At 69.1% G+C, this 22,246-nt stretch carries 22 protein-coding genes and 2 pseudogenes; 10 read left to right on the top strand and 14 right to left on the bottom strand.

Translation table 11 applies throughout. The annotated features are described in order from the left end of the window. Positions 1–28: 28 nt before the first annotated feature. Complete coding sequence (locus A6A27_RS34265) at positions 29–814, bottom strand: hypothetical protein (RefSeq protein WP_073838800.1); 786 nt, start codon at positions 812–814, stop codon at positions 29–31. 20 nt (positions 815–834) lie between these two features. Further along, positions 835–1,932: a branched-chain amino acid ABC transporter substrate-binding protein gene (locus A6A27_RS34260; RefSeq protein ID WP_274534616.1), complete on the bottom strand. Its 1,098-nt coding sequence runs from the start codon at positions 1,930–1,932 to the stop codon at positions 835–837. 270 nt (positions 1,933–2,202) lie between these two features. Here A6A27_RS34260 and A6A27_RS47235 point away from each other — a divergent pair. From A6A27_RS47235 to A6A27_RS34245, 3 genes and pseudogenes are all read left to right on the top strand, one after another. Continuing rightward, positions 2,203–2,886 (top strand): annotated as a pseudogene (locus A6A27_RS47235) (Tn3 family transposase); the annotation flags it as partial. A 99-nt stretch (positions 2,887–2,985) separates the two neighbouring features. Continuing rightward, positions 2,986–3,453 (top strand): hypothetical protein, encoded by a 468-nt coding sequence (locus A6A27_RS34250; protein WP_073838798.1) that lies wholly within the window; start codon positions 2,986–2,988, stop codon positions 3,451–3,453. Continuing rightward, positions 3,450–3,803 carry a hypothetical protein gene (locus A6A27_RS34245; protein WP_073838797.1) on the top strand — a complete coding sequence of 118 codons (354 nt, stop codon included), beginning with the start codon at positions 3,450–3,452 and terminating at the stop codon, positions 3,801–3,803. Before A6A27_RS34250 ends, A6A27_RS34245 begins: the two co-directional genes overlap by 4 nt. Before the next feature lie 71 nt (positions 3,804–3,874). Here A6A27_RS34245 and A6A27_RS34240 read toward each other — a convergent pair whose 3' ends face one another. Beyond that, positions 3,875–4,207 (bottom strand): hypothetical protein, encoded by a 333-nt coding sequence (locus A6A27_RS34240; protein WP_073838796.1) that lies wholly within the window; start codon positions 4,205–4,207, stop codon positions 3,875–3,877. Positions 4,208–4,224: 17 nt separating this feature from the next. Between A6A27_RS34240 and A6A27_RS34235 the strand changes: the two genes are divergently transcribed. Beyond that, positions 4,225–4,887 (top strand): response regulator transcription factor, encoded by a 663-nt coding sequence (locus tag A6A27_RS34235; protein WP_073838795.1) that lies wholly within the window; start codon positions 4,225–4,227, stop codon positions 4,885–4,887. Positions 4,888–4,958: 71 nt separating this feature from the next. Then, positions 4,959–6,203, top strand: coding sequence for a sensor histidine kinase (locus A6A27_RS34230; RefSeq protein ID WP_158074115.1), 1,245 nt, complete (start codon positions 4,959–4,961; stop codon positions 6,201–6,203). 6 nt (positions 6,204–6,209) lie between these two features. Here A6A27_RS34230 and A6A27_RS34225 read toward each other — a convergent pair whose 3' ends face one another. After that, positions 6,210–6,602 (bottom strand): COG4315 family predicted lipoprotein, encoded by a 393-nt coding sequence (locus A6A27_RS34225; RefSeq protein ID WP_158074114.1) that lies wholly within the window; start codon positions 6,600–6,602, stop codon positions 6,210–6,212. 1,542 nt (positions 6,603–8,144) lie between these two features. Here A6A27_RS34225 and A6A27_RS34220 point away from each other — a divergent pair. The 4 genes from A6A27_RS34220 to A6A27_RS34200 all read left to right on the top strand — a co-directional run bounded on the left by A6A27_RS34220 (position 8,145) and on the right by A6A27_RS34200 (position 11,825). After that, the gene (locus tag A6A27_RS34220; RefSeq protein ID WP_073838793.1) at positions 8,145–8,954 is read left to right on the top strand and encodes an alpha/beta fold hydrolase; all 810 of its coding nucleotides are present in this window, start codon (positions 8,145–8,147) and stop codon (positions 8,952–8,954) included. 244 nt (positions 8,955–9,198) lie between these two features. Further along, the gene (locus tag A6A27_RS34215) at positions 9,199–9,792 is read left to right on the top strand and encodes a DUF3421 domain-containing protein (protein WP_338013333.1); all 594 of its coding nucleotides are present in this window, start codon (positions 9,199–9,201) and stop codon (positions 9,790–9,792) included. Positions 9,793–10,593: 801 nt separating this feature from the next. Next, positions 10,594–11,127: an RNA polymerase sigma factor gene (locus A6A27_RS34205; RefSeq protein WP_198940570.1), complete on the top strand. Its 534-nt coding sequence runs from the start codon at positions 10,594–10,596 to the stop codon at positions 11,125–11,127. Continuing rightward, positions 11,124–11,825 (top strand): hypothetical protein, encoded by a 702-nt coding sequence (locus A6A27_RS34200; protein WP_073838790.1) that lies wholly within the window; start codon positions 11,124–11,126, stop codon positions 11,823–11,825. Before A6A27_RS34205 ends, A6A27_RS34200 begins: the two co-directional genes overlap by 4 nt. A gap of 281 nt (positions 11,826–12,106) precedes the next feature. Here A6A27_RS34200 and A6A27_RS34195 read toward each other — a convergent pair. The 9 genes and pseudogenes from A6A27_RS34195 to A6A27_RS42540 all read right to left on the bottom strand — a co-directional run. Next, positions 12,107–12,543 (bottom strand): annotated as a pseudogene (locus tag A6A27_RS34195) (transposase family protein); the annotation flags it as partial. A gap of 94 nt (positions 12,544–12,637) precedes the next feature. After that, on the bottom strand, positions 12,638–13,606 hold the full coding sequence (gene fabD, locus A6A27_RS34190; RefSeq protein ID WP_073838789.1) for an ACP S-malonyltransferase: 969 nt from the start codon (positions 13,604–13,606) through the stop codon (positions 12,638–12,640). After that, the gene (locus A6A27_RS34185; RefSeq protein ID WP_073838788.1) at positions 13,603–14,859 is read right to left on the bottom strand and encodes a beta-ketoacyl synthase N-terminal-like domain-containing protein; all 1,257 of its coding nucleotides are present in this window, start codon (positions 14,857–14,859) and stop codon (positions 13,603–13,605) included. The genes fabD and A6A27_RS34185 overlap by 4 nt, the downstream gene beginning before the upstream one ends. Then, complete coding sequence (locus A6A27_RS34180) at positions 14,856–16,574, bottom strand: polyketide synthase (protein WP_073838787.1); 1,719 nt, start codon at positions 16,572–16,574, stop codon at positions 14,856–14,858. Before A6A27_RS34180 ends, A6A27_RS34185 begins: the two co-directional genes overlap by 4 nt. Positions 16,575–16,600: 26 nt before the next feature. Further along, the gene (locus A6A27_RS34175; protein ID WP_073838785.1) at positions 16,601–17,401 is read right to left on the bottom strand and encodes a polyketide synthase; all 801 of its coding nucleotides are present in this window, start codon (positions 17,399–17,401) and stop codon (positions 16,601–16,603) included. Continuing rightward, positions 17,398–18,159 carry an enoyl-CoA hydratase/isomerase family protein gene (locus tag A6A27_RS34170; RefSeq protein WP_073838784.1) on the bottom strand — a complete coding sequence of 254 codons (762 nt, stop codon included), beginning with the start codon at positions 18,157–18,159 and terminating at the stop codon, positions 17,398–17,400. Before A6A27_RS34170 ends, A6A27_RS34175 begins: the two co-directional genes overlap by 4 nt. Continuing rightward, positions 18,159–19,376, bottom strand: a complete 1,218-nt coding sequence (locus tag A6A27_RS34165; protein ID WP_073838783.1) for a hydroxymethylglutaryl-CoA synthase family protein — start codon at positions 19,374–19,376, stop codon at positions 18,159–18,161. The genes A6A27_RS34170 and A6A27_RS34165 overlap by 1 nt, the downstream gene beginning before the upstream one ends. Next, on the bottom strand, positions 19,376–19,642 hold the full coding sequence (locus A6A27_RS34160; RefSeq protein WP_073838782.1) for a phosphopantetheine-binding protein: 267 nt from the start codon (positions 19,640–19,642) through the stop codon (positions 19,376–19,378). The genes A6A27_RS34165 and A6A27_RS34160 overlap by 1 nt, the downstream gene beginning before the upstream one ends. Continuing rightward, complete coding sequence (locus A6A27_RS42540; RefSeq protein ID WP_158074112.1) at positions 19,632–19,919, bottom strand: acyl carrier protein; 288 nt, start codon at positions 19,917–19,919, stop codon at positions 19,632–19,634. Before A6A27_RS42540 ends, A6A27_RS34160 begins: the two co-directional genes overlap by 11 nt. Positions 19,920–20,059: 140 nt before the next feature. Between A6A27_RS42540 and A6A27_RS34150 the strand changes: the two genes are divergently transcribed. Further along, positions 20,060–21,340, top strand: coding sequence for a cytochrome P450 (locus A6A27_RS34150; protein ID WP_073838781.1), 1,281 nt, complete (start codon positions 20,060–20,062; stop codon positions 21,338–21,340). On the opposite strand, the gene A6A27_RS34145 is transcribed toward A6A27_RS34150, so the two are convergent. Beyond that, positions 21,310–22,122, bottom strand: coding sequence for an AfsR/SARP family transcriptional regulator (locus tag A6A27_RS34145; RefSeq protein WP_073838780.1), 813 nt, complete (start codon positions 22,120–22,122; stop codon positions 21,310–21,312). The two genes, A6A27_RS34150 and A6A27_RS34145, sit on opposite strands and share 31 nt — an antisense overlap. Positions 22,123–22,246: the final 124 nt, after the last annotated feature.

Below are 22,246 nucleotides of genomic sequence, written 5' to 3'. Positions count from 1 at the left end.
AGGTGGCGTCGCCGCATAGTCCACGTCGCTATTTGGCTGCCCTGACGCGACGGCCGGGGCGGCTGCGTGTGGTCGCGCCGAGCGAGCCGGCCTCGGCGAGCAGCCAGTGCACCTCGTCGGGGTCGTACAGGGCGACGACGCGACCGCTGTGCACTGGTTCCATGGTCGGGGTGAGACCGAGACTGCGGGCGGCTGCGGCGAGGATCTGTGCCGCCGCCTTGGCAGTGTGGAGGTGGACGATGCTGCGCCCGGGGCCCGCCCCGGCGATGAGCAGCGCCATGCGCCACAGGGCGACGGCAGCCCCGGGGTCGCTCGCGGAGCCGGGCGAGCGCGAGTCGAAATGCCGCCGGGCGTTGCGCCACGTACCGGTCAGCGCGCGGAGCACCCGGTGGTACTCGACCCGTGGGACCTCCACCCGCGCGGCGGTCGTGCCGGCCGCGGCCGAACCGTCGGCTTCGACACGAGTGATGATCGCCCACGTGAGCCCAGACAGCAGCCGAGCGACCCGGGCGGCCACCGCCTCACTGGGAGCCTCCACGATCGGCAGGTGGCGCTGCGCCGCGAGCAGCGGCCACTGGTACGCGTCGCCGGTGGGGCGTAGGTACTGCCAGGCGAGTGCCGCCTCCAGCAGGGCGTGTCCACCGACGGGCGCGTCCGCCAAGGCGCGGTGGACGGCGCCAGCGGCGTAGTGGAGCCGCTTCGACAGCGGGGGGGCTACGCGAAGCGTGGGGGACAAGGATGCCCGTGCGGGTGGTGCGGACGGCCGTACCGCGAGGGTGTCTGGTTCCCGCTCGGTGGTCAAGATGGTCGGCATGCTAAGCGGCCTCCTGTAGGTCAGCTGCTGGGGATTGGACTGTGATCGGCGACGATGCGGCCCCCATCGACGCGGTAGGCCCACACGGCGACCGAGGTGTCGACCAGCTCGCCGGTGGCGGTGAACTGGACTGTCGCGCTGACGCCCGGTCCGGAGTAGTCATCGACGAATCGCTCCAGGTCGGCACGCCGGGTGTGGCCAGCGTCGATGCCGCGGAGGAAGACGGTCGCGGCGTCGTACGCCTCCGCGCTGTTGGTGCCGGGCTCGTGGCCGAACCGGGTCCGATAGCGCTGGACGAACGCGGGATCCTTGTCGGGCGGCTGGCACGGGCAGGTCAGCACGGCCCCTTCGGCTGCCGCCAGGCCCGCGATGTGCAGGAACTCCTCGTCCTTGACGGCGTCACCGGAGACGAATGTCGCGGACATGCCGACGGCACGTAGCTCTCGCAGTAGCCGGCCGGCCTGGTGGTAGTAGCCGCCGAAGAACACCACGTCCGGCGAGGCCGACGCGATCTCGGCGACCACGCCCCGAAGGTCGATCAGATTCGGCTGCGCCGAGGTGCTCTGTACGACGAGCGGGCCAAGTTCTTTGATCACCTCATCGCTGAGGCCGCGGCCGTATGGGCTCGTGTCGTCGATCACGAATACCTTGCGGGCCTGCAGCGTACGCCGGATGTACCGGCCGGCGGCCGGTCCCTGCGCGGTGTCGCTGCCGAGGATGCGGTGAAACGTCGACCATCCGCGCGTGCTGAGACTCGGCTCGGTGGCCGCCGGGGTGATGATGCTGACCCCGCCCTGGCTGAGGATCGGGTTGGCGGCCTGTGACTCGCCGGAGAACGCGGGCCCGACCACGCCGACGATTGCCGAGTCGGCGACGATCTGCTGGGCGAGTTCCGGGGCCTGTTTCGGGTCGCCCTGGGAGTCGAAGTCGTCGAGCTGGACGGCGCAGGACGGATCCGCGGCATTGTGCTCCTCGACGGCGAGCAGCACGCCTTCGTTCATGTTCCGTCCGAGGTTTTGCGCTTCGCCGGTCAGCGGCCCGAAGAATGCGATTCGCGCACCGCATCGGCCGGGATCCGGCGGTGTCGTCGCGGTGCCGGTACAGCCAGCGGTGGCCATGAACGTCATGGCGAGGCTGGCCGTCCAACGGGCGCCGCGCATCGGACACCTCCTTCTCGCTGAACGCTGGGCATCGGTGTGCTGGCGCCGGAGCTGCCGTGCGTACCGCCGGTGCCAGCGCCCGGGCGAGTGGGATTCTGCGCCGGCCTCCGTGAGGATTCGATGAAGAGCCACCGCGTGTGGTCGGGGCGTCGAGGGCGCAGGCGGCAGCCGCTGGTCTCGCGTCCCGAGTCGAACGCGGCGCCGCAGTACCGGGCGGGAAGCCGCGGCGAGAAGGTCGCCGAGGCCCAAGCCGAGCGGGTCAAGGGCGGGGAGAACCGGCAGGCGCTGCTGGACGAGATCCTGACCATCGTGCTCGGCCCTGGCATCGGTGACGAGCAGATCGGCAGCATGCTGCGCACGAACATTGGGATGGAGCGGATGCGGGCGGCGTGGGCCGAGCGCCGCGAGCGGCTCCCGCGCGACCATGGGCAGCTCAGCATGCTGGACGCGTCGATGTCTTGCCTGCGCCAGTTCGCGCCCGGGGTGCACGCCGCGGTCCAGTTCGCCGGCGGGCCGGGCACTGAGCAGCTGCTGCAGGCGGTGCCCATGCTGGCCGGGCTGTAGGCGACCGGCGTCCGGAAGGTGCCGGCCGGGGCCCCGGTGGGGTTCGTGCCGACGAAGTGGGCCGGCTATCTGGCCGCCGCGGACCAGGCCGGCGACGTGATCGCGTACCGCAGGTACTGGGAGCTGGCCGTTTTGGTCGGGTTGCGGGACGGGTTGCGTTCCGGTGACGGGTTCGTGCCCGCCTCGCGCCGGTATGCCGATCCGGCGTCGTTCCTGCTCACACCTGAGGCATGGGCGGCGCAGAAGGTGGACTTCTGCCACCTGGTCGGCAAGCCGGTCGAGGTCGCCGAAGCGCTCGTGCAGGCCGACGACACTGCCCTGGTCGACCTGGAGATTCAGCTGGCCAGGGCTGGGTGCTGCAGGCGCCAGACCAGGTCCTCACCCTTCCCGGGTGGGCCTTCGTCGTATTCCTCGCAATCCCCCTACTTCTGAAGTAGTGTTGATGTCATGTCGATGCCGTTGGAATCCGTGCCGTTCTCCGAGCTGCTGCGTCAGCCGGCCGAGACGGCAGAACGGCTGTCCCGCACCCGCGCGGTGCGGCTGCGTCGCCGTGACGCCGCCGACCTGGTGCTGATGTCCGCCGACCGGGCGGACGCCGAGGGAGAGGTGGTGGACCTGACCGCCCGGCTGCTGGCCAACGTGGTGCGCCGGGACCCGGCCCTGGTGCGCGAAGAGCTGGCCACCGTGCTGCCCTGGGTGCGGTTCCTTCCACCGGGTGACGTCGAGCAGATGACCGACCAATTCGTCGCCACGGCGGCGGCCGGGGTGTCGTTGGGCAACACCGCGGCGGTGTCGCAGCTGCTCACTGAGTGGCGGCACACCGCCGAGATCCACGCGGATCCCGACCTGCACCGGGTCTTGGCCGCACCCAGCGACGGCGACTTCGGGCCGGTGGCGCGCCCGGCCGGCGAGTGAGCGCGAAACGCGGCGACCGGGCCGCGCCACCACCCCGCCCCGGCGGCTACACCCTGCGATTCGCCACCAACGACGCGGCCAAGGGTTGGGAAGACCTGTGCCGCCAGGCCGCGGCCAACACCCGCTCCGCGTTCGACGCCATCGAGGTCAACCCCTGCCCCGCCCCGCCGACCAGCCGCCAGCACCCCCTCAAGGGTTCCCTGGCCACCGGTGTGCACAACGGGAAGACGCTGCCGCAGTGGCAGTACGAGGTCACCGCCGGCGGCCGCATCTGGTACCTGCCTGATCACGACACCCGCATTTGCTGGATCAAGCACGCCGGCACAGGTCACCCCAAGGCCACCGACTAACCACCCTGCACGAACGCCGCGGACGGGCCCTCACCCCTCACGGCCCGTCCGTAGTTTCCAGACCAAAACAACTACAGGAAGCTGATCTTGGCTATCGGTGGGCTCGGAGAGCAGCCGGTTGACTGTGCCCGGCAGCCACGGTTGTGCCATTCGCCGGCGGCGGCCGGGGTGCCCTTGGCCGGCCGGTAGATCCGGTGCGATTCTTGGCACAGCCAGGACAGCTCAGTCACCGCGTCGGGGTGGCGGTACCAGCGGGGTGGAAGCTTGCGCTGGCGGCCGCCGGTGTGCCCGACCAGCCCGTACGTGGTGGTGAGGATGTCGCGGACCCAGTCGAGCAGGTTGCCGGTCCCCGGGGCGCTGGTCGCGAGCTCGTGGTGCGGGCCATCCGGGTGGGTGCCCGCCAACGGTTACGCTCGCCACCATGCGGGTGCTTGTCGTGGAGGATGATCCGGACCTACGCGAGGTCGTGGTCGCCGCGCTGCGCTCGGTTGGCTTCGCCGTTGACGAGGCGGCCGACTGGAGCCAGGCCGACTTCAGCGTCAGCGTCAACGACTACGACTGTCTGGTCCTCGACCGGATCCTGCCCGAGGGCGACTCGGCCGACCATCTGTACCGGCGCCGCCAGGCGGGGTTGGTGGTACCCGCGATCATGCTGACCGCGCTCGACGACATCAGTGACCGAGTGGCCGGGTTGGAGGCAGGGGCGGACGACTACTTGACCAAGCCCTTCTCCACTGACGAGTTGGTCCTCCGGGTACGCGCGCTGTGCAGGCGTCGGACCAGCATGGTGCCGCCGATTCTGCGCGCCGATGATGTCGAGCTTGACGTTGCCCGCCGGGAGGTACGCCGCGCCGGTGTGCTGCTGACTCTCACCCCGAAGGAGTTCGCGGTTCTGGAGGCCCTGCTGGCCCGCCAGCCGGCCGTGGTTAGCCGTACCGAACTCATCGAGCATTGCTGGGACGAGCGCGCCGATCCTGCCTCGAATGTGGTCGATGTGGTCGTCAAGCAGCTGCGCCGCAAGCTCGGTGAGCCGACCCTTATCGTCACGGCGCGCGGTGCCGGCTACTGCGTGGGGCGATCGTAGCCGTGAGGTGGCAACGTGTCACCGCGTCGCGACGCGCGCCGGGCCGCATGGGCCAGGCCCAACCCGCGCAGATGCAGACCGTACGCCGGTTGGGTGCCCTACGCGTACGGATCACCCTGCTACTGATTGCGCTTAATGTCGTCGGACTTGCCGGGATGGGCGCAGTGGCCATGATCGTCGACGAGCGGCAGCGGGACGGCCTGGTCGAGGCCGAGCTGGACCGCACCGCCCGTGCCACGACAGCGCTGCTTTACTACGATTCCGGCGTACTGCAGTTGGACCGCCTCTTCGCCGATCCAACGGCAAACGGGCCGATCGCGGTGTATGTCTACGAAGGCACCCGCACCGATGTACGTCTCGTCTTCGCGCACCCGTCCACCCTGCCGGTCATCGCGCCAGAGACCCTGAACCGCCCCGCCCGCCAAGTCTGGTACGGCGGCCGTGGCTACGACACCACCATCATCGCGGGTGGACGTCGCGCGCAGCTACTCGCCGTGCCCTTCACGCATGTGGTCACCGGGGCAGTGTCGGGGACGGTGGTCATCGCCGTCGACCTGGGCCCGATCCAGCACGCACATCAACGGCTGGGCTGGTCCCTGTTCGCTGGGGGGATGGTGTTCACACTGCTCGCCGGGCTCGGCGGTTACCTACTGGCCCGACGCGGCACGCAGCCCGCAGTTGAGGCGCTGGGTCAGCAGGAACGATTCGTCGCCGACGCGGCGCACGAGCTGCGTACTCCACTGACCGTCATCCGGGCGCTGTCCGAGGCTGCGCTCACGAACCCCGCGCAGCAGCCGCACGCCCTGCGCCAAGTGCTGCGTTCCACCGAACAGCTGGGTGACTCGGTAGAGGCACTGCTCATGCGGGCGCGACTTGTCGCTGGCCTGCGCGAACTGCACCGACAGCCGTTTCGTCTCGACCAGCTGGCCGAGGAGGTGGTCGCCGAAACCGTGCACTCGCCACACCGAGCACAGCTCTCGGCCACCCCGGCGGTCGTGAACGGCGATCCCACCCTGGTGCGTATCGCCATCCGCAACCTCGTGCACAACGCCGTACGGCACGGTCGCACCGGATCGGAGCCGGCGAGGATCACCATCGTCGTCGAGCCTGGCCTGGTTCTGATCGAGGACGCCGGCCCCGGCCTGGGCGACCGGCCGGCGCGGCGCTTCCAAAGCAACGCCGCCGACGGCACTGGACTTGGCCTGACCATCGCCCAGTGGGTGGCCGAGCTGCACGGCGGAGCGCTGCGCCTGGAGCCACGCTCCGGTCGCGGCACCACTGCCGTCCTGACGCTTCCGGACCCGTCGCCGTCCTGACCGCGGTCAGGACGTGGCGCGGCCGGCCCGCTCCCCGCTCGGGGAGATCACGTACCAGCCGTTGAGCCCGTGCCCGTTGGCATCGCCTGGGAACGCGTCACCGCTATAGCCGTACAGCGGCCATCCCGACAAGGTGAGCTGCTCGGTGCCGTCTGACCGGACAAGCCTGCCGAGCCTTCCACGGTCCATGCCGACGACGCGTAGCCGCGAGAGTTCCCCCGCCATCACCGGCAGCCACGTGGCCGTGCACTCGCCGACGCACGCCGACCGCGACGGACTCGCCCGGTCAGCGTCGCTGCGGTAGAGGGCGTACCCGCGGACGTCGATGACGATCGGGCCACCGAGCCGCTGCGAGTTCACCACGAACAGTCCCGGTGCCCGCGAGGTGCTAGCAGGCACCGGGACTGTTCGCTCGGCCGTAACGTCCGTGGCGGCGGGGCCACCGGCACAGCCGGCCGTGAGCACCACGGCGGCCGGTCCCGCCAACACAGCCGGCCACCGTACCGATCGCATCATCGGCACCATCTGCCCGCCTCGCCGGGCGGCGCGAGCCTGGCAAGAGCGGGCTCGCTGCGCCGTAGCCGAGTCCGCCGCCGACCGTTCCGTCCCGCAATGTCTCCTCGGCCACGCGCCGGGCGACCCGGTACGCCCCTAGCCCAGCCCTCGCAACCAACGCGGAAGAGCAGGAGAACGCGTGAGGACGTGAACCCCTTGCCCCAAGGCTGGTGGAGCTCCCCGACCGGCTGGGCGTTGCCATAGCGCCGGACGCGACGCGGCCGGATGAACAGGTGCCCTGGGGGGTCACACAGATATGGGACGACCATTGGTCAGGCAACCCAACTCGATTGTGACGGGGGTGAGGTCTGCGGCCCAGGGGGTCTCCGCCGCCTTCAGGCTTGCACCTGAGGACCTGCCGTGAGCACATGGAGAGCCCATCCTGAGCGACCGCCTTGGCGATCACGACGATGTTGCGCTTGGAGTTCGGGGTCAGGCACGCGTGCTCACCCTCGCCATGGCTCTCGCGGCGTCAGTCCTTGAGCCATGCTGAGGTGTTTCCATGGACAGCACGGACCACCGCGTGAACGGAATGCGAGCGAGATCGCCCGCGACGCAGGCCGCGCTCTCGTGATCCCGCACGCTGCCCGTTTTCACTCCCGCTCGCCCGTTCATCTGACGACTCAACGCTCGTCAGTTTCACGAGGACCTCCCTCGGCGTCTGCTCGCGACTTCGGCTGCCCTCCTTTTGACGGCCGTTCGTGCATCGCAGTTCAGTGAACCTTTTGACTCGTCCGCGCCACCAGAATCGCGGCAGGGGACGGTCGTACCGCATCGACGACGTGCGTTGCGCACGCCTTCGACCGCAGGCAGCACGCGATGCTGTGCCTTCAGCCGCCTGACCCGGGCCCTAGCCCGTGGCTGCCGCGTCGCCTGTCCTCGATGCAATGAACAACCAGAGTCGTACGTCGACCTTCGGGAGATCGACGCGGAAGTCCGGCAGCAAGGCGCACGACACGGGCGAGGGCGGCGTACGGCGGCCAATCGCCGCCTTAAGATCGTCGAACACCTTGCCGTTGTCGACGCCCTCATTTCTCATCGGTGTTCAGCAGGTACGGCGCCAGTACACCGAGTTGGACCGCTGTCCAGACTCGGGTCGCGGGGTTCGCACTCTCAGATGCGGCCATCGCGTTCTCTCTTCCTTCTCTGGCTTGATCGTCTCGAAGGATCAACGCGAAGGCCGTCTTTTATCTACCTAACCCGTCCATCACGGGCAAGTCGTACACCACGTCCGTGGTGTGGACGCAACCGATGCAACCCGGCGACGCCCTAGTGGCACGGGGGTAGGAAAGGCCCGGGAGTTACCCGGGTGCGAAGCTCAAGTCACCCGCGAGACCGTGGTCGGGACACAGAGGTGTCGCAGCTCAAGACGAGGAGCAAAGGACGATGAACCTGTTTCCCAAGGGCGGCTCGAAGAGCCTTCGTCGCCGGCTGATCGCCACAGCCGCCGGCGTCATACTTCTGGCGGTCGGTGCGCCCACCGCTGCCGCTCAGGCCACGCACCATGCGAAGCCGACGATCGTGCTGCTGCACGGTGCGTTCGCCGACGGCGCAAGCTGGTCGGAGGTGACCAGCCGGCTCCAGCGAGACGGCTACACCGTAGTCGCACCGGCCGTACCGCTGCGCGGGATCGCGTCCGACACGACGTACCTGAACGGCGTACTCGCAGGCATCCCGGGCCCGAAGGTACTCGTCGGCCACTCGTATGGCGGTGCCCTGATTAGCCAGCTCGCGAGCGCCGCTGATGTGCAGGCGCTCGTCTACGTGGCGGCGTTCATCCCGCAGGCCGGTGAGACACTCGGTGGGCTGAGCGCGCAGTTCCCGGGCAGCGAGATCGGGCCGGATACGACGAACGTGATCAGCTACCCCGGCGGTGCCGATGTGGTGATGAAGCAGGAGTCGTTCCGCGCGGTGTTCGCAGCCGATCTGCCGGCTCGCCAGGCCGCCGTACTGGGGGCGTCCCAGCGTCCGGTCGCGGCGTCGGTCTTCACCGAGCCGGTCCCGCGGACCGCCCCGGCAGACCTGCCGAAGTACGCCGTCGTCGCCACCGGTGACCACGCCCTCGCCCCGGCTGCCGAACGCTTCATGGCCTCGCGTGCAGGTGCCCACAAGGTCGAGGTTCAGGGCGCTTCCCACTTGGTCGCGCTGTCCCGTCCGGGCACTGTCACCGACGTGATCGAACGAGCCGCCCGCTGATTCCGCGTTCAGCCCGTATCGGCCGGCCGAAGCCGTCTCGCTTCGGCCGGCCGGTGTGGGCTAGCCGGTCAGAGCACCTTTAGACCGCGAAGGCCAAGCCGCGCCTCGGCCGGGCTTGACGGCCAGTGTCCATTCTTGCCCCCTGTCGCGGGCCATTCCGGTTCCCGGCCCACCACGACCCGCAGGGCGTTACCAACCGGGCGGTGCCTGACCGCCCGGTTGAAGATGGCCAGTCCGGTATGTGATGCGCGAAGCCAGGGATTCGGTGGCAGTGGAGACTCCGGCGATGCGACATGTAACGTGCACCCGATACGCCGGCACCAATGGACCTTGGTTGGTGCCACAGGCAATGGCGGAACTGCCGGGAGTGAGCGTGGGCATCGGCCAGTGGTGGCATCGCCGGAGAGACCGGTATCACTGGAGGCGGGCGAGGTTGGGCGCCATCCCCGACGGGGCGGTTGCGCACGGCCGCGAGGCCGATGGCGAACCGCTGTGGGTCTGCCGCGCGAGAGTCTTCAACGGCCTTCATCCTGGCAAAGTGCGGCCCGCGTTCGGCGGAGCGCAGATCGCCTGGAACGGCGGTGAGCTTCGGGTCGACGAGTACGAGGTGCTGATGGAGGCGGGCGAATGGCGAGAGGCTCGCTTTGGCGAGATACCGGTGGAGGCCAGCGCTTGGGGGCATGAAGCCACGGGCGAGGAGCTTTTCGTTGCGCGCGCGACGGTCGTAGACGGCGATCTGCAACCGGGCAAGATCCGCTCCGCCTTCGGTGCGGCGAACATCGGCTACGGAAACCGGGAACTGAAGATCTACTCGTACGAGGTGCTCGTCGGCTCCTGAGAGCAGGCCTCCTCGAGAGCCGGGGAGCACCGGAACCGGGTGACCGCGGGGACAAGCTCGGCCAGATTGATCCGGACGGCCGGACTTCGGAGCGTCGAGGCAACCTGGCCAGCATCAGGTCAGCAGTACAACGCCGGGCAACTCCCTGCGGACCGGACAGGGTGGGTTCTGCGAATGCGCGGTGATCGGCATCGGGGACCTGAACTTCGACAGGGAGAAAACCCGAGAGAAGCACGGCCGCCGAAGGTGGTTCCGCCATCTCATCTCCGGCATGCCCACAGGCAAACTCCGCGCCCGGATCACGTCCATAGCCCAAGCGGTCGGGGTCGCGATCATCGCAGTCGACCCCGCCTACACGTCACAGTGGGGCGCCCAGCACTGGCAGAAGCCACTGACCAGCAAACGCCGCAAGACAACCCGCCACGACGCCGCCGTGGCGATCGGACGACGCGCCCGGGGACACCCGATCCGGCGACGGACGACACGGCCCGTGCCCACCGGAGTGATGAGCAGGGGCATCGGATCGCCCAGGCCGGACCGGGAACCCCGAGCGCGAGGGAACCCGTCCCCGCAATCCCGGACCCGCGGGGGCACGATCTGTGTGCGCCGGCTACGGAGCGAACGCGGGGGACCAGTGTGCACAACACCGTTCGGGGCACGCGGCTGAGCACCTGCAACTCATGCTCAGTCCATAGGAACGGTACCTGTGACCGTTGTTGATCTCATCGAGGAGAATGTGGTGCCAATACGCCAGATCCGAAAGGAATGGCCCGGCGCCGGACATGTGCCAGGGTGGACGTTGTGAACCTGGACGGGCGCCGGACGCGTTTCGAGGCCCTGGCGCCGACCATGATCGACGCGTTGCGCCGGTATCTCGTCCGGCGTACCGACGCGGCAACCGCCGACGACGTGCTGTCTGAGACAATGCTGGTCTGCTGGCGCCGCTTCGACGAGATGCCCGGCGATCATCTGCCCTGGGCGTACGGTGTGGCCCGGCGCTGCCTGGGCAATGCCGAGCGCACGCAGCGTCGGCAGAACCGCTTGGTCGCGCGGATCGCCGCGATTGACCCGCCGCAGAGCGTGGCGGAGGAGCCGCCGCTGCGGGACGAGGCACTCACCGCCGCACTATCTCGGCTGCGCGCCGAGGATGCCGAACTGCTGCGGCTGTGGGCCTGGGAAGAACTCGCCCCGGCACAGATCGCCGTGGTCCTCGGGATCTCCGCGAACGCGGCCAGTATACGGCTGCATCGGGCCAAACAGAGACTGCGCGAGGAACTGCGAAAGGTTGGTGACCTGGCCGGACATGAGGAGTCGACAGGAGGGAGATGGCTATGACTGACGATGACCTGTGGGCGCGGCTGCGTCGCGTCGACCCGGCGGCATCGCTGATGCCAATCGCTCCCGACCGGGTTTCGCGACTCTTGGAGGAGACCATGACCGATGCCACTGCTCCGCCCAATGCCACAGCGCATCGTGCCACCATCGGCCGGTATCGGTTCGTTGCCCTGGCTGCGGCGGCGCTCGTGGCGCTCGCCATCGCCAGCGGTTGGAGTCTGATGCGCCCACAGAACACCACGCCTGCGGGGATCGCGGCGGCTACGCCTTCTCAGCCGACCGCGGTGGCCACGCCTTCAAAGCCGACCGCGGTGGCCACGCCCTCTAGGGCGATCCCGACGCCTCAGCCGCCGTCGATCACCCGGCTCACCGCCGCCGGGCGCGAACAGGGCAGGTGCCAAGCACCGTCGCCGCAGAGCCTTGCCACCCAGGCCGACTTCGTGTTCGCCGGTAGGGTGACCGGAATCTCCGGCGACGTGGTCACGCTGCAGGTCACGCATCTCTATAAGGGCGCGACGACCGACGTGGTCCGGGTGACTCAAGAGGACGACACCGCAGTGGAGCTGCTGGGCGGCGTCAGCTTCGCAACCGGCGAGAAGTACCTAGTCGCGTCGTTCGAGGGCGGCGTGATGGGCTGTGGCTACAGCGGCGTGGCAGACACACCGGACCTGCAAGAGCTCTACGAACGGGCGTTCTGAGTAGGCACGAGCCGTCGGCCGCGGAGGTGGTCGACGGCTCGCCGGCGTGGTGGGTGCTACGTTCACCGCGTTTCCAAGGCACCGTTGTGGATCCTCGCCGTGCCGGCGAGCGACTCCCCATCTGGTGGTTGGGGGGCCTCCGCGGGACAACTGATCCGCGCGCCGTCAGAGTGGGCGGCGGGGGTCACGCCGGGACTGGCCGGCCACCGGGAGGTATCGGCCGGCTCAAGGGTGCGTGACCACGTTGGGCAGCACGACGGCTGTGGGGATGGGGGTCCGCCGCCGGGGGTGCGGGTGGCGATGATGGCGGTCGTGGTGAGGTCGTGGACCGGGCCAGGCAGTGCGGGTGGGGCCCGGATCAGCCGCCCGGCGGCATCGGCCAGGACCTGCACGTTCACCCCGTGGCGCTTGCGCTTGCCGAGTGGTAGGGACGCTGGTCGGCGATCCGGTCGATCGGCGTGCCGTCGAGGATGGCGTACGCCAGCCGGACGGGTCGGCGCATCGCAGCGGCGAGGTCGTCGGCGCAGGCGGCAAGCATGTCGGCGGCTTCGCGCAGGTCCCGCCACACGGTGGTGATCGACGCCCCGAAACCGGCTGCGAGGCGGGTGAGGGTGTAGCGGTTGTGCAGGTGGGCCAGGGCCATCAGCGCCTGTTGCTGCGCGGGCAGCCGGTGCCAGCGGCCGCCCGGACGTGGGTGACGACACCTTGCGGTGGACATCAAGGGCACTGTCGTTGGGTGGTGCGCCGTGCGCAATGTTCGCGGCGGCCCTCCCGATCGGCACAGGTGACGACGACAGCTTCACCCCGGTGGGCTACTTGTGGCTGCGCTTGGCGGCCGCACCGCTGTCGATGTTGACGGCGAGGACGCCGCCGCGCCCATCCGTCGCCGTTGCGATGGTCGTCGAGTAACTGCTTGTCGATGCATTGGGTGGTGGTAGCAGTTGGCGGAGCATCCGCAGCAGTACGCCCGGCTGGTCGCCGATCTCGTTGAATCGCACGTCGAGGTAGTTCTCTAGTGTCCACTTGATCGAATCCTGCCACCGGACGGGGTGGTCGATATGCTCGGCGAGGGCAGTGGCGATGGTCGCTTGGAGATGTGGGCGGGCGGTGCGGTTGGCGACGACCGGAAGCCGTGGTTGCCTCATCTTGACGGCTGCTAGTGCCTGTGTGTAGGCGACGGCTGCGGGGTGCATGAGGGAGGAGTGGAACGGGCCGGAAACGTCCAGCCGCCGCACATCGAACGCGCCGGCGGCGAGGAGCACCTGTTCGGCCGCGACGATGTTGGCTGTCGACCCCGCCAGTACTGTCTGAGTCGGCGTGTTGAGGTTGACGAGTTCGACTGCGGTGAGGTTGGCGTCCGTGAGTGCGTGGTGGATTGCGGATACGGGCAGTCCGAGCACGGCCGTCATTGCACCGCTGATGCTGGCGGTCAGCTGGGCCCGTTGCAGTACCAGTCGCAGGCCTTCGTCGAAATCGAACACGCCGGCTGCTTCCAGCGCGTTGTATTCGCCGAGGCTGTGGCCGAGGGCAATGTCGGGTGGGCTGCCATGTTCGCGTAGCCACCGGCGGTAGGCCAGCGCGTTGACGGTGTATACGGCCGGTTGCGCGTATCGGGTGTGGCGTAGGGCATGTTGTGGGTCCTCCTGGCACAGTGCTGGCAGGTCGTAGCCGCAGATCGCGTTGGCGGTGGCCACGAGGTCGGGGAACTGGGCGAACAGGTCCCTGCCCATTCCGGGCCGTTGTGAGCCCTGGCCGGGGAACAAGATGGCTTCGGTGGTCATAGTGGCCCACCCGCGGGGTGGCGCCGCAGCAGCAGGCAGGCGTTGATGCCGGAGAAGCCGAAGCTGTTCGACATTGCGAGTTCGATCGGCATGTCGACGGAGCGGGTGCCGGCCAGGTGTGGTGCGTCGGCGTCCGGGTCGGTGGTGGCCGGGTTGGCGTGGACGAACCCGTCCCGCAGTTGGATGACGGTGGCGATGAGCTCGACCAGGCCAGCGGCGGCCAGGCAGTGTCCGGTCAGCGGCTTGGTCGAGTTAACCAGCGGGCGTGTCCCGGTGCCGAACACGGCGCGGATCGCGGCTGCCTCGCTGGCATCGCCGGCTCTCGAGCCGGTTGCGTGGGCGTTGAGGTAGTCGACTGCGGTGGGTTGTGCGCCGGTGTGTTCGAGTGCCCGCGTCATGGTGGCTGCCTGGCGGACGGGGTCGGGCTCGGTCCCGCGGTTGGCGTCCAGGGCCTGGGCCCAGCCGGCCAACACGGCGGCGGGTTCAATGCCGCGGGTGCGGGCCTGATCCAGAGGTTCCAGCGTCACGGCCGCGGCGCCGTGGCCGTAGACGAAGCCGGTGCGGTTGCGGTCAAACGGGCGGCACAGCTGCTGCGGTGCGGTCCGGATGTCGTCGGGGGCCAGCGCGCCGGCGGCCTCGAGCGCGCCCAGTTCCAGCGGCCCGAGCTCGGTTGCCGGCGCCACCACCAGGCAGTGTTGCAGGAATCCGGCGGTGATCAGGCGAGCGGCGGCGATCACGGCGAGCGCGGCGCTGGCTGAGGCACCGCCGATCGTGCAGCCTTCGCCGCGGATGCCCAGCAGTTCGGAGACCCGGCCGAGGACGTCGGTGTCGAGGTGGTTGGTGAAATACGAGGGGCGGGGTGGCTTGTTGCTGTTGGCGGCGGTGTACTGGCTGTCGTTGACGAGGTTGTTGCCGGCGACGATCAGACCGGCGGCGGCGAGGTCGCTGGCGGACATGTTCGCTGCTTGGACCGCCTGGGCGGCGACGCATGCGCCGGATCGGGCGGGAAGGCCGCCCTGCTGCACCACTCGGTCCCATGCGGATGCGGTCCGGGCGGGCAGGTTCGTGGCGGCCCAGTCGGAGAACGGGAAGTCGTGGAGGAGGGCGGCGACAGCGCCGGGCGCGCCGGGTGTCCGGACCCGGCGCAGTGCTGATGTTCCCTGTCGTAGCGTGGCGGTGAAGCTGTCGAGGGTCCAGGCGAGTGGGCTGAGGATCGCCATTCCGGTGATGGCGACGGGGACGCCGGCGGTCATGGTGTGCCCGCGTAGTCGATGGTGGGCGGTGGCGGGCTGGTGAACCAGTGGGTCCGGCGTTGGAACGGGTAGGGCGTCAGCGGCACGCGGCGTACGGCCGGGGCGGCGTGCTCGGCGGGCCACTGGTCTTGGCGGCCGGCGAGCCAGTCGGCTAGGGCGGGCGGGGGCGGCGGGCCGTTGCTGTCGCTCTCGCGGAGCGCGTGTGCGAGGCTGGTTGGGTCGGTGGCGTGGACGAGCCGCCGGTGTTGTAGGTGGGCCCTGCCTGCCTGCAGAGTATGGACGACTGCTGGCATCGCCGATGTGGGTAGGTCTTGGACGTGGTCGGCTAGGTCGGCGGCAAGGCACTGTAGCGCCTGCGGGTCGGCGGCGCTCATTGGTATCCAGTGTTGATCGGTGTGCGGTGGGGCTGGCGTGCGGGGATTGGGGTGGGGTGGGTCGGCGAGGGTCAGGTGGCCGCTGGACCCACCGACGCCGAAGGAGTTGACTCCCAGCAGTCGGGCCGGTTGGTCACCGGTGGGGGCGGGCCAGGGCAGGAGATGGTCGGCGATGCCCACCGCCGTTCCGGCTATCGGCATGCCTGGGTTGGGGATGCGGAACCCGGGCGTGGGTGGTATTTGGCCGAATCGAAGGATTAGCAGGGCTTTCATCAGGCTTGCGGCCCCGGCGGCACCTTCCAGGTGGCCGATGTTGGCTTTTACCGAGCCTACCCACAGTCGACCGGCGGGTCCAGCAGCGGTATGTGTGCCGAGCAGGTCCACCAGCGCGGCCACCTCGGTGGCGTCGCCGATGAGGGTGCCGGCCGCGTGTGCCTCGACGTAGCCCAGCTCCGTTGGTGTTGCGCCGGCTTGGGCGAGGGATCGGCGGATGAGTCGTACCTGTGAGTCGCGGTCGGTGCGGGTCAGCCCGCCGCTGCGGCCATCGTGGGAGAGTACGCATCCTTTGATTACCCCGTGGATGGGGTCCTGGTCGGCTATCGCGTCGGCCAGCCGCTTGAGGATGAAGCAGAACACCCCGTCTCCGCGGACGTAGCCATTGGCGTCGGCGTCGAAGCAGCGGGGGGTGCCGGAGGGCGAGACGGCGCCGAACTTCAGCATCACCGACTGCATGTACCCGTGGCCGAGCACATTGACGCCGCACGCTACTCCGAGATCGATTTCGCCGCTGCGTAGGCCGGAGACCGCGAGGCCGACCGTGGTCAGGCCGGCCGCGCATGCGTTGTCGAGGGTGATAGAGGGGCCGCGCCAGTCGTACTGGTAGGAGATGCGGTTGGCGTGGTAGGCGGGCAGCAGACCGAGGGCCGAGTACGGTTCGACCGCGGCCGCGTCGCGGGCCTGGTCGCGGAAGTCGTTGCTGGTGGTGGAGACGTAGACGCCGGCCTGGGCGCCGGCGGTGGTGCGCGGGTCGATCGCGGCGTCCTCGAGGGCCCGCCAGGTGGTCTCCAGCAGCAGCCGCTGCTGCGGGTCCATCCAGTTCGCCATGCGGGGGCTGATGGCGAAGAAGCGGGCGTCGAAGTCGGCTGGGTTTTCCAGCAGGCTGGCGCGTAGCGGTGCGGGCGCGGTGTATCCGGGGAGGCGGGCGTCGGGGACGTCGGCGATGAACTGTCGCGCGGCGGCCAGGTTGTCGCGGAACGAGTACAAATTGTCGGCGCCGGGCACCTGGCAGGCTGCGCCGACGACGGCGATGTCACCGCCGTTGTCGGTCGGGTTGCCGGTCATTCGTTGCCCGCTTCGCTCGGATCCGATCATGGCTTCGCCGGTGAAGCTGCGGCGCGAGCGGAGGCCGGGGGTCCGTAGTGGGCCGCAGCCCGCTGCCGGACCTCGGCATGGTTCCAGGAGGTCTGGTGCGGTTCCAGTTCGCGGCTCATGGCCGTGTCGGTGTCGGCCAGCATTGAAGCCGCGAGCTGCTGTTTGACCAGGGTGAGTGCGTGCCGGGGAGCTTGGGCGATGCGTTGGGCGATGTCGGTGGCGGTGGGCCATACCTGGTCGTGGGGCACGACGCGTACGTTGGCGCCGCGGTCGCGGAGTTCGGCTCCGTGGTATCCGCGGGCGGTCAGGATCATCTCGGTGCCTAGTGCCGAACCCATCCGTAGCGGCAGTAGGTGGGTGGTGCCGACGTACGGAGCGACGGCGTACTGCAGGAAGTTGGCGGCATAGACCGAGCGTTCGCTGAGTACCGGCACGTCGGCGTACAGACCCATCACGAGACCGCCGCCGATTGCGTGGCCCTGCATTGCCGCGACGACGGGCAGCGGGCAGTGCAGGAACGCGCGCGCGAACGGCTCGTACTCGTCGAAGGGCATTTCCTGATCGCCGCGCAGCAGGGCCTGCGGCGCGCCGGTGCAGAAGACGTTGCCGCAGCCGGTGACGAGTACCACTCGGGTGTCCGGGTGGGCGACGACTGCGGCTACCGCCTGGATGATGCCGTTGCGTAGCGGGGCGTGCAGTACGTTACGTCCTTCGACGTCCCTCATCTGGATGATGCCGACGTACTCGTCGATGCTGACGTGTACCGGTCCGAAGTCCTTGTTGTGTCTGCTGCTCATGGTTGGTCCTCGTTGGCGCGCAGGCGGTCGATGCGTTGGCGTACCTTAGGGTCGTCGAGCCGGCGGGCGAGGAGCTGGCCGGCGTAGAGCCCGTAGTCCGGCGCGACGGAAAACAGCAGCCGGTGCGAGGCTTTGAGCTGTTGCACGGTGTCGCGGTCGGTGCGGGCGATCGCGGCCATCAGTCGGCGTACGGCCTGGTGCGGGTCATCGGCGACCATGTCGACCAGGCCGGCCGATTCGGCTGCCTGCGCGTCGAGCGGCTCGGCGAGCAGCGACATGCGGAATACACGGTGTTCGCCGATGCGGCGGCTCAGCACCGGTGTGATCATTGCCGGGAGCAGGCCGTAGAAGACTTCGGGCAGCCGGAATGTCGCCTGCCGTCCGGCGATCAGCAGGTCGCAGGCCGCGGCCAGGCCGACGCCGCCGCCGGCGGCCGGGCCGTTGACCACCGCGATGGTGACCAGCGCGGTAGAGCGCAGCCGCCCAAGCAGCCGCCAGTACGATTCGTCAGCTCGGCCGGTGTGCCACTCGTCGGCCAGCGGTGGGTGGCGCAGATCCAGGCCGAGGCAGAATGCGTCGGCGTCGGAGGCTAGCACCAGCGCCCGGCAGGCCGGGTCCGTTTCGGCGCTGTCCAGTGCCCGGTGTAAGGCGGTCAGGCTGTCCGCGCGCAGGGTGTTGCCGGCCTCGCTGCGGTTGAGGGTCGCCCACAGTGCCCCGGGCCGGGTGGTGGTGAGGACCGGCGGCTCGTCGGTGTGCATCAGTTTTCCCTTTCCCACCAAACATAGTCGCGGTGGTAGTCGCTGATCTCGCGCAGCACCAGCCGTGGGGTCTCAGAATCCAGCAAGGGTGCGTACTGTTCGAGCGGCAGGCGGATATCCCGTACGCCGAGAACGGTGTCGCCCAGGTGTTCGACGATCTTGTCGTAGCTGGCGATGTCGAGGCGGTGCCGGGTGGCACTGGGAAGGTGGAGGCGGGCGTGGCGGTCGGCCGGGCCGCTGGTGACGGTCACCGGGTGGAACTCCGACGCGCAGCCTCCGCCGTAGCTGAACACCCCGATGCGGGCGCCGATGTCGAGGTCATTGTGGGCCAGGGCGCTGAGCAGAGCCAGTTGCGTCGACCCGGCGTAGATGTTCCCGGTGTGTTGAGGCAGGATCAGCGAAGCGGCGACGCGGGCGTCGAAGTCCTTCTCGATTGTGGCCGGCCCGTCGCCGGTGAGCCGGCGCAGCATGGTGCGGTGCGCGCCCTTGACCATTCCAGGGAACGGGGTGTGCATGGCCAAGGCGGCGAAGTCCGCGACGATGTCGGCGCCGCCGCGTCGTGCGGCGTAGGCGGCGAACGCACCTAGCAGGCAGTCGAGGTAGGACAGCAGTGACAGGTCGACGTCGACGCGGTCCACGGTGGGGAGGGGGCGGAAAAAGTCGGTGATCTCGTAGGAGAAACTGCCGCCTTCGCCCGGGTGCAGCGCCGCGATGATGGGCCGGCCGACCAGGATCGCCACCGCCCCGGCGCCCTGGCTGGGCTCGGCGTATCCGCCCCGCTGCGGTGCGGGAAGGTCACCGGCGATGACCAGGGCGCGGCTGTGCGGGGACGCTGCCACGAGCGCGGCCGCCGAGACCAGGGCGGCGGTGCCGGCGTAGCAGGCCTGTTTGATCTCGAATAGGCGGCATTCGCGGGGCAACTCCAGCAGCCGGTGCACGTAGGTGGCCGCGGACTTGGCCATGTCGATACCGGTCTCGGTGGCGACGATGAGTGTTTGGATGGTCGCCAGTTGGTCGGGCGGCAGCGATGCGACGATAGGCCACGCTGCGTTCACCGCGTATGACACGACGTCTTCGCACGGCAGCGGTACCGCCTTCTGCACCATCATGAGGTTGCTCATCCGGGTGGTGTCCAGTCCGCGGGCGGCGAACAACTCCGCGACGTCCACATAGGCTGGACCGGTGTCGGCGGAGATGGCCTCGATGCCGACCGCCATCACGCTGTTTCCTGGACAGCCGCCCACAGCACGTCCACCAGCCCGTCGATGGTGTCCACGTCGCGTAGCCGGTCGGCCGTCACGATGATGTTGAGCCGGTGGCTGGAACAGACCACGACGTCCATCCGCTCCAGCGAGTTGGCGCCCAGGTCCCGCATGCTGATGTCACCGGCGATCGAGCCCTGCTCGACGTACGGCAGCGCATCACAGATCTCCTGGCAGACCAGGGCGAACACCCCTTGCCGGTCCCGAAACTCAACCTTCATCGCTGGCCGCCAGATGCAGCAGGTGGGCGGTGAGCTTCTGCGGGGTCGCGCATTCGTAAACGGTCGCCGCGGTGATGGTGGTACCGGTCCGCTCACGCAGGGCCGCGCACAGCTCGACCACCAGGATGCTGTCGATGCCGAGCTCGGTGAACGCGGCTGCCGGGTCGATGTCCTTTGCCTCGCTGTACAGAATTTCGGCGAGGACGCCCAACACCAGCTGCTCGACCTGCTCACCGTCGTGTGGGCGAGTGTCAACCGTCTTCTCGTTGCCCGTCATCGTCACTCCTGTTGGCGCTCGTTGGCTGATGCGTCGACGCTGCACCGTGCACCTGACACCTACCCTGACAGGTGGCCCTAGCGCGGAGGTCGGCATCGGTGTACGGGCGGGCGTGGAGGCAGCACGGCGATGCTGGTGCGGTGAGCAATGCAGCAGCGGATGACGGCCGGCTCGATCTCGGGGATCCGGCGACCTATGACGCCGGGCCACCCTGGCAGGTCTGGGACGAGCTACGGACCTCGGGCCCGGTGGTGGCAACCCGGTCGACGATGCTCGGCGCGAGCTTCTGGTCTGTGCTCAACTGGCCCGAAGTCCGTCAGGTGCTGGGTAACGACACCAACTTTTCCTCGCGGTACGGATCGTTCCTGGGCTTCGGCCCGGACAACCCGGACCCGGCCGGCCAACGGATGCTGGTGGCCACCGACGGTGAGCGGCGCCGGGCCCTACGGGCGTCCATGCAGTCCTATTTCAGCTCTGCCTGGCATGAGCCCTACCTTCCGGCCCTATTGGACGACTTCCGGTCGAGTGTCGCCGACCGGCTCGGTGAACGGATCGACTTCGCCCAGGAGATCGCCTGGCGGGTACCGGTATTGGTGGCCTGCCGCATCTTCGGACTACCACCGAGCGAAGCACCAACGCTGTCCCGCCTGGCCAACGGCGTGCTGCTGGCCGAGCCCGGCGTGCCGCGGGCGGTGGCCACCCACCAGGCGACGGTCGTCCGCGCGGAGATCATCGAATACTTCGAGGCGCTGGTGCGTGAACGGACGGCACGCCCCGGCGATGACGTGGTCTCCGCCCTGCTCGGCGCTGGCGCGGACGGCTCGGTCAGGCGCGAGGATGTGGTCCTCAATCTGCTAAGCCTGCTGGTGGCCGCGAACGAGACAACCCGGTTGGCGCTGTCCGGGGCGGTGGTGGCCTTCGGTCAGCATGCCGATCAGTGGCGGCGCATCCGGGCGGACTCGTCGCTGATTCCCAGCGCGGTGGAGGAGATCCTACGGTGGACCTCGCCTGCGCTCGGTGTGTCGCGTACGGCACTGTCGGAATGCGTCCTGGGCGGGGCTGTGATCGAGCCCGGCGACGTGGTGGCCGCGTGGTTGCCATCGGCTAACCGGGATGCCCGTCAATTCCCTGACCCGTACCGCTTCGACGTCGGCCGCACCGGCAACCGCCACGTCGCCTTCGGGCACGGCCCACACCACTGCATCGGTGCGGCGCTCGCCCGGCTGGAGATCACCGCGCTGCTGTCCGCGTTCCGCCCGCAGGTCGCTGAGGTCGTCATCGACGGCCCCCTTCGCTACACCCACTCCAACATCCTCAACGGATTCGCCCACACCCCGGTGCGGCTGATGCCGGCACACGAACCCGGGCGCCACCGTGCCAGGCAGGCGACTCACGCCGGCACGGTGGCGACCGATCGATGACCGACCTCCATGGAATCCTCGTGACGCAAGATCGCCACATACCGGCGCTGCAACGCCGGGCTGGGTGTCAGACCGAGGTCGTCGGCCAGAACCTGGACCAGCCGATGGTAGGTGCGCATCACCCCGTCCGGGCGCCCCGCCCGATAGTGCGCGACCATCAACTGGTCATAGAACCGCTCGCAGTACGGGTAGCGGTAGGTGAGCTCCTCAAGGTCCGGGATCAGCATCGCGTCCTGACCCAGATCCAGTGCCAGATCGAAGGTGCCGATCATGAGGTTGAGGTGCTCCTCCTCCAGCCGGACCTTCGCGATCGACGCGGCCGGGCCCAACTCGACGCCGGGAAACGGGGTTCCCGGCCAGATCGCCAACGCCCGCCTGGCCGTGGACAGCGACGCGTGCGGCGCGTGTTCGCGCAACTGCGCCGCCTGCGCGGCGAGGTCACGGAACCGGTTGAGGTCCAGCTCCGCTGCACCGAGCTCGAGCCGGTACCCTGGCCGGCAGGTCGCCAACCGCAGGCCGCTGCCGCCGCCCCACCGCTGCAGATCCGCGCGCAGACGGGTGACGTGTGCGTACAGGTCGTTGACTAGGTCGCCGGACGCGTCTTCCGGCCACACCTCGGCGATCAACTCCCGGGTGGGTACGATCCGGTCGGCGTTGATCAGCAGCAGAGCGAACAGCTGAGCTCGCCTACTGGGGCGAACAACCTCATGGCGTCCGCCGCTCTCGATGGACCACTGCCCCAGGCATGTGATGCGGGTCGGCCTGCCCGTCAGGTTGCGCATCGGTGAATCCTTTCTCCGCTGGGCCGGCGGCCGTAGCGGTGTATCCTGATCAGCACGGCCTGCGACGGGCCCAGACGCCGCTTGGCGGCGTCCTGGAAAGGCCCGGTTACAACACCGGTAGCTG

This window comes from Micromonospora sp. CB01531, assembly GCF_001905095.1.
Classification (GTDB): Bacteria; Actinomycetota; Actinomycetes; order Mycobacteriales; family Micromonosporaceae; genus Micromonospora.
Note: the sequence above shows the minus strand (reverse complement) of the source record. Positions and strands in the feature narration are given on the sequence as shown.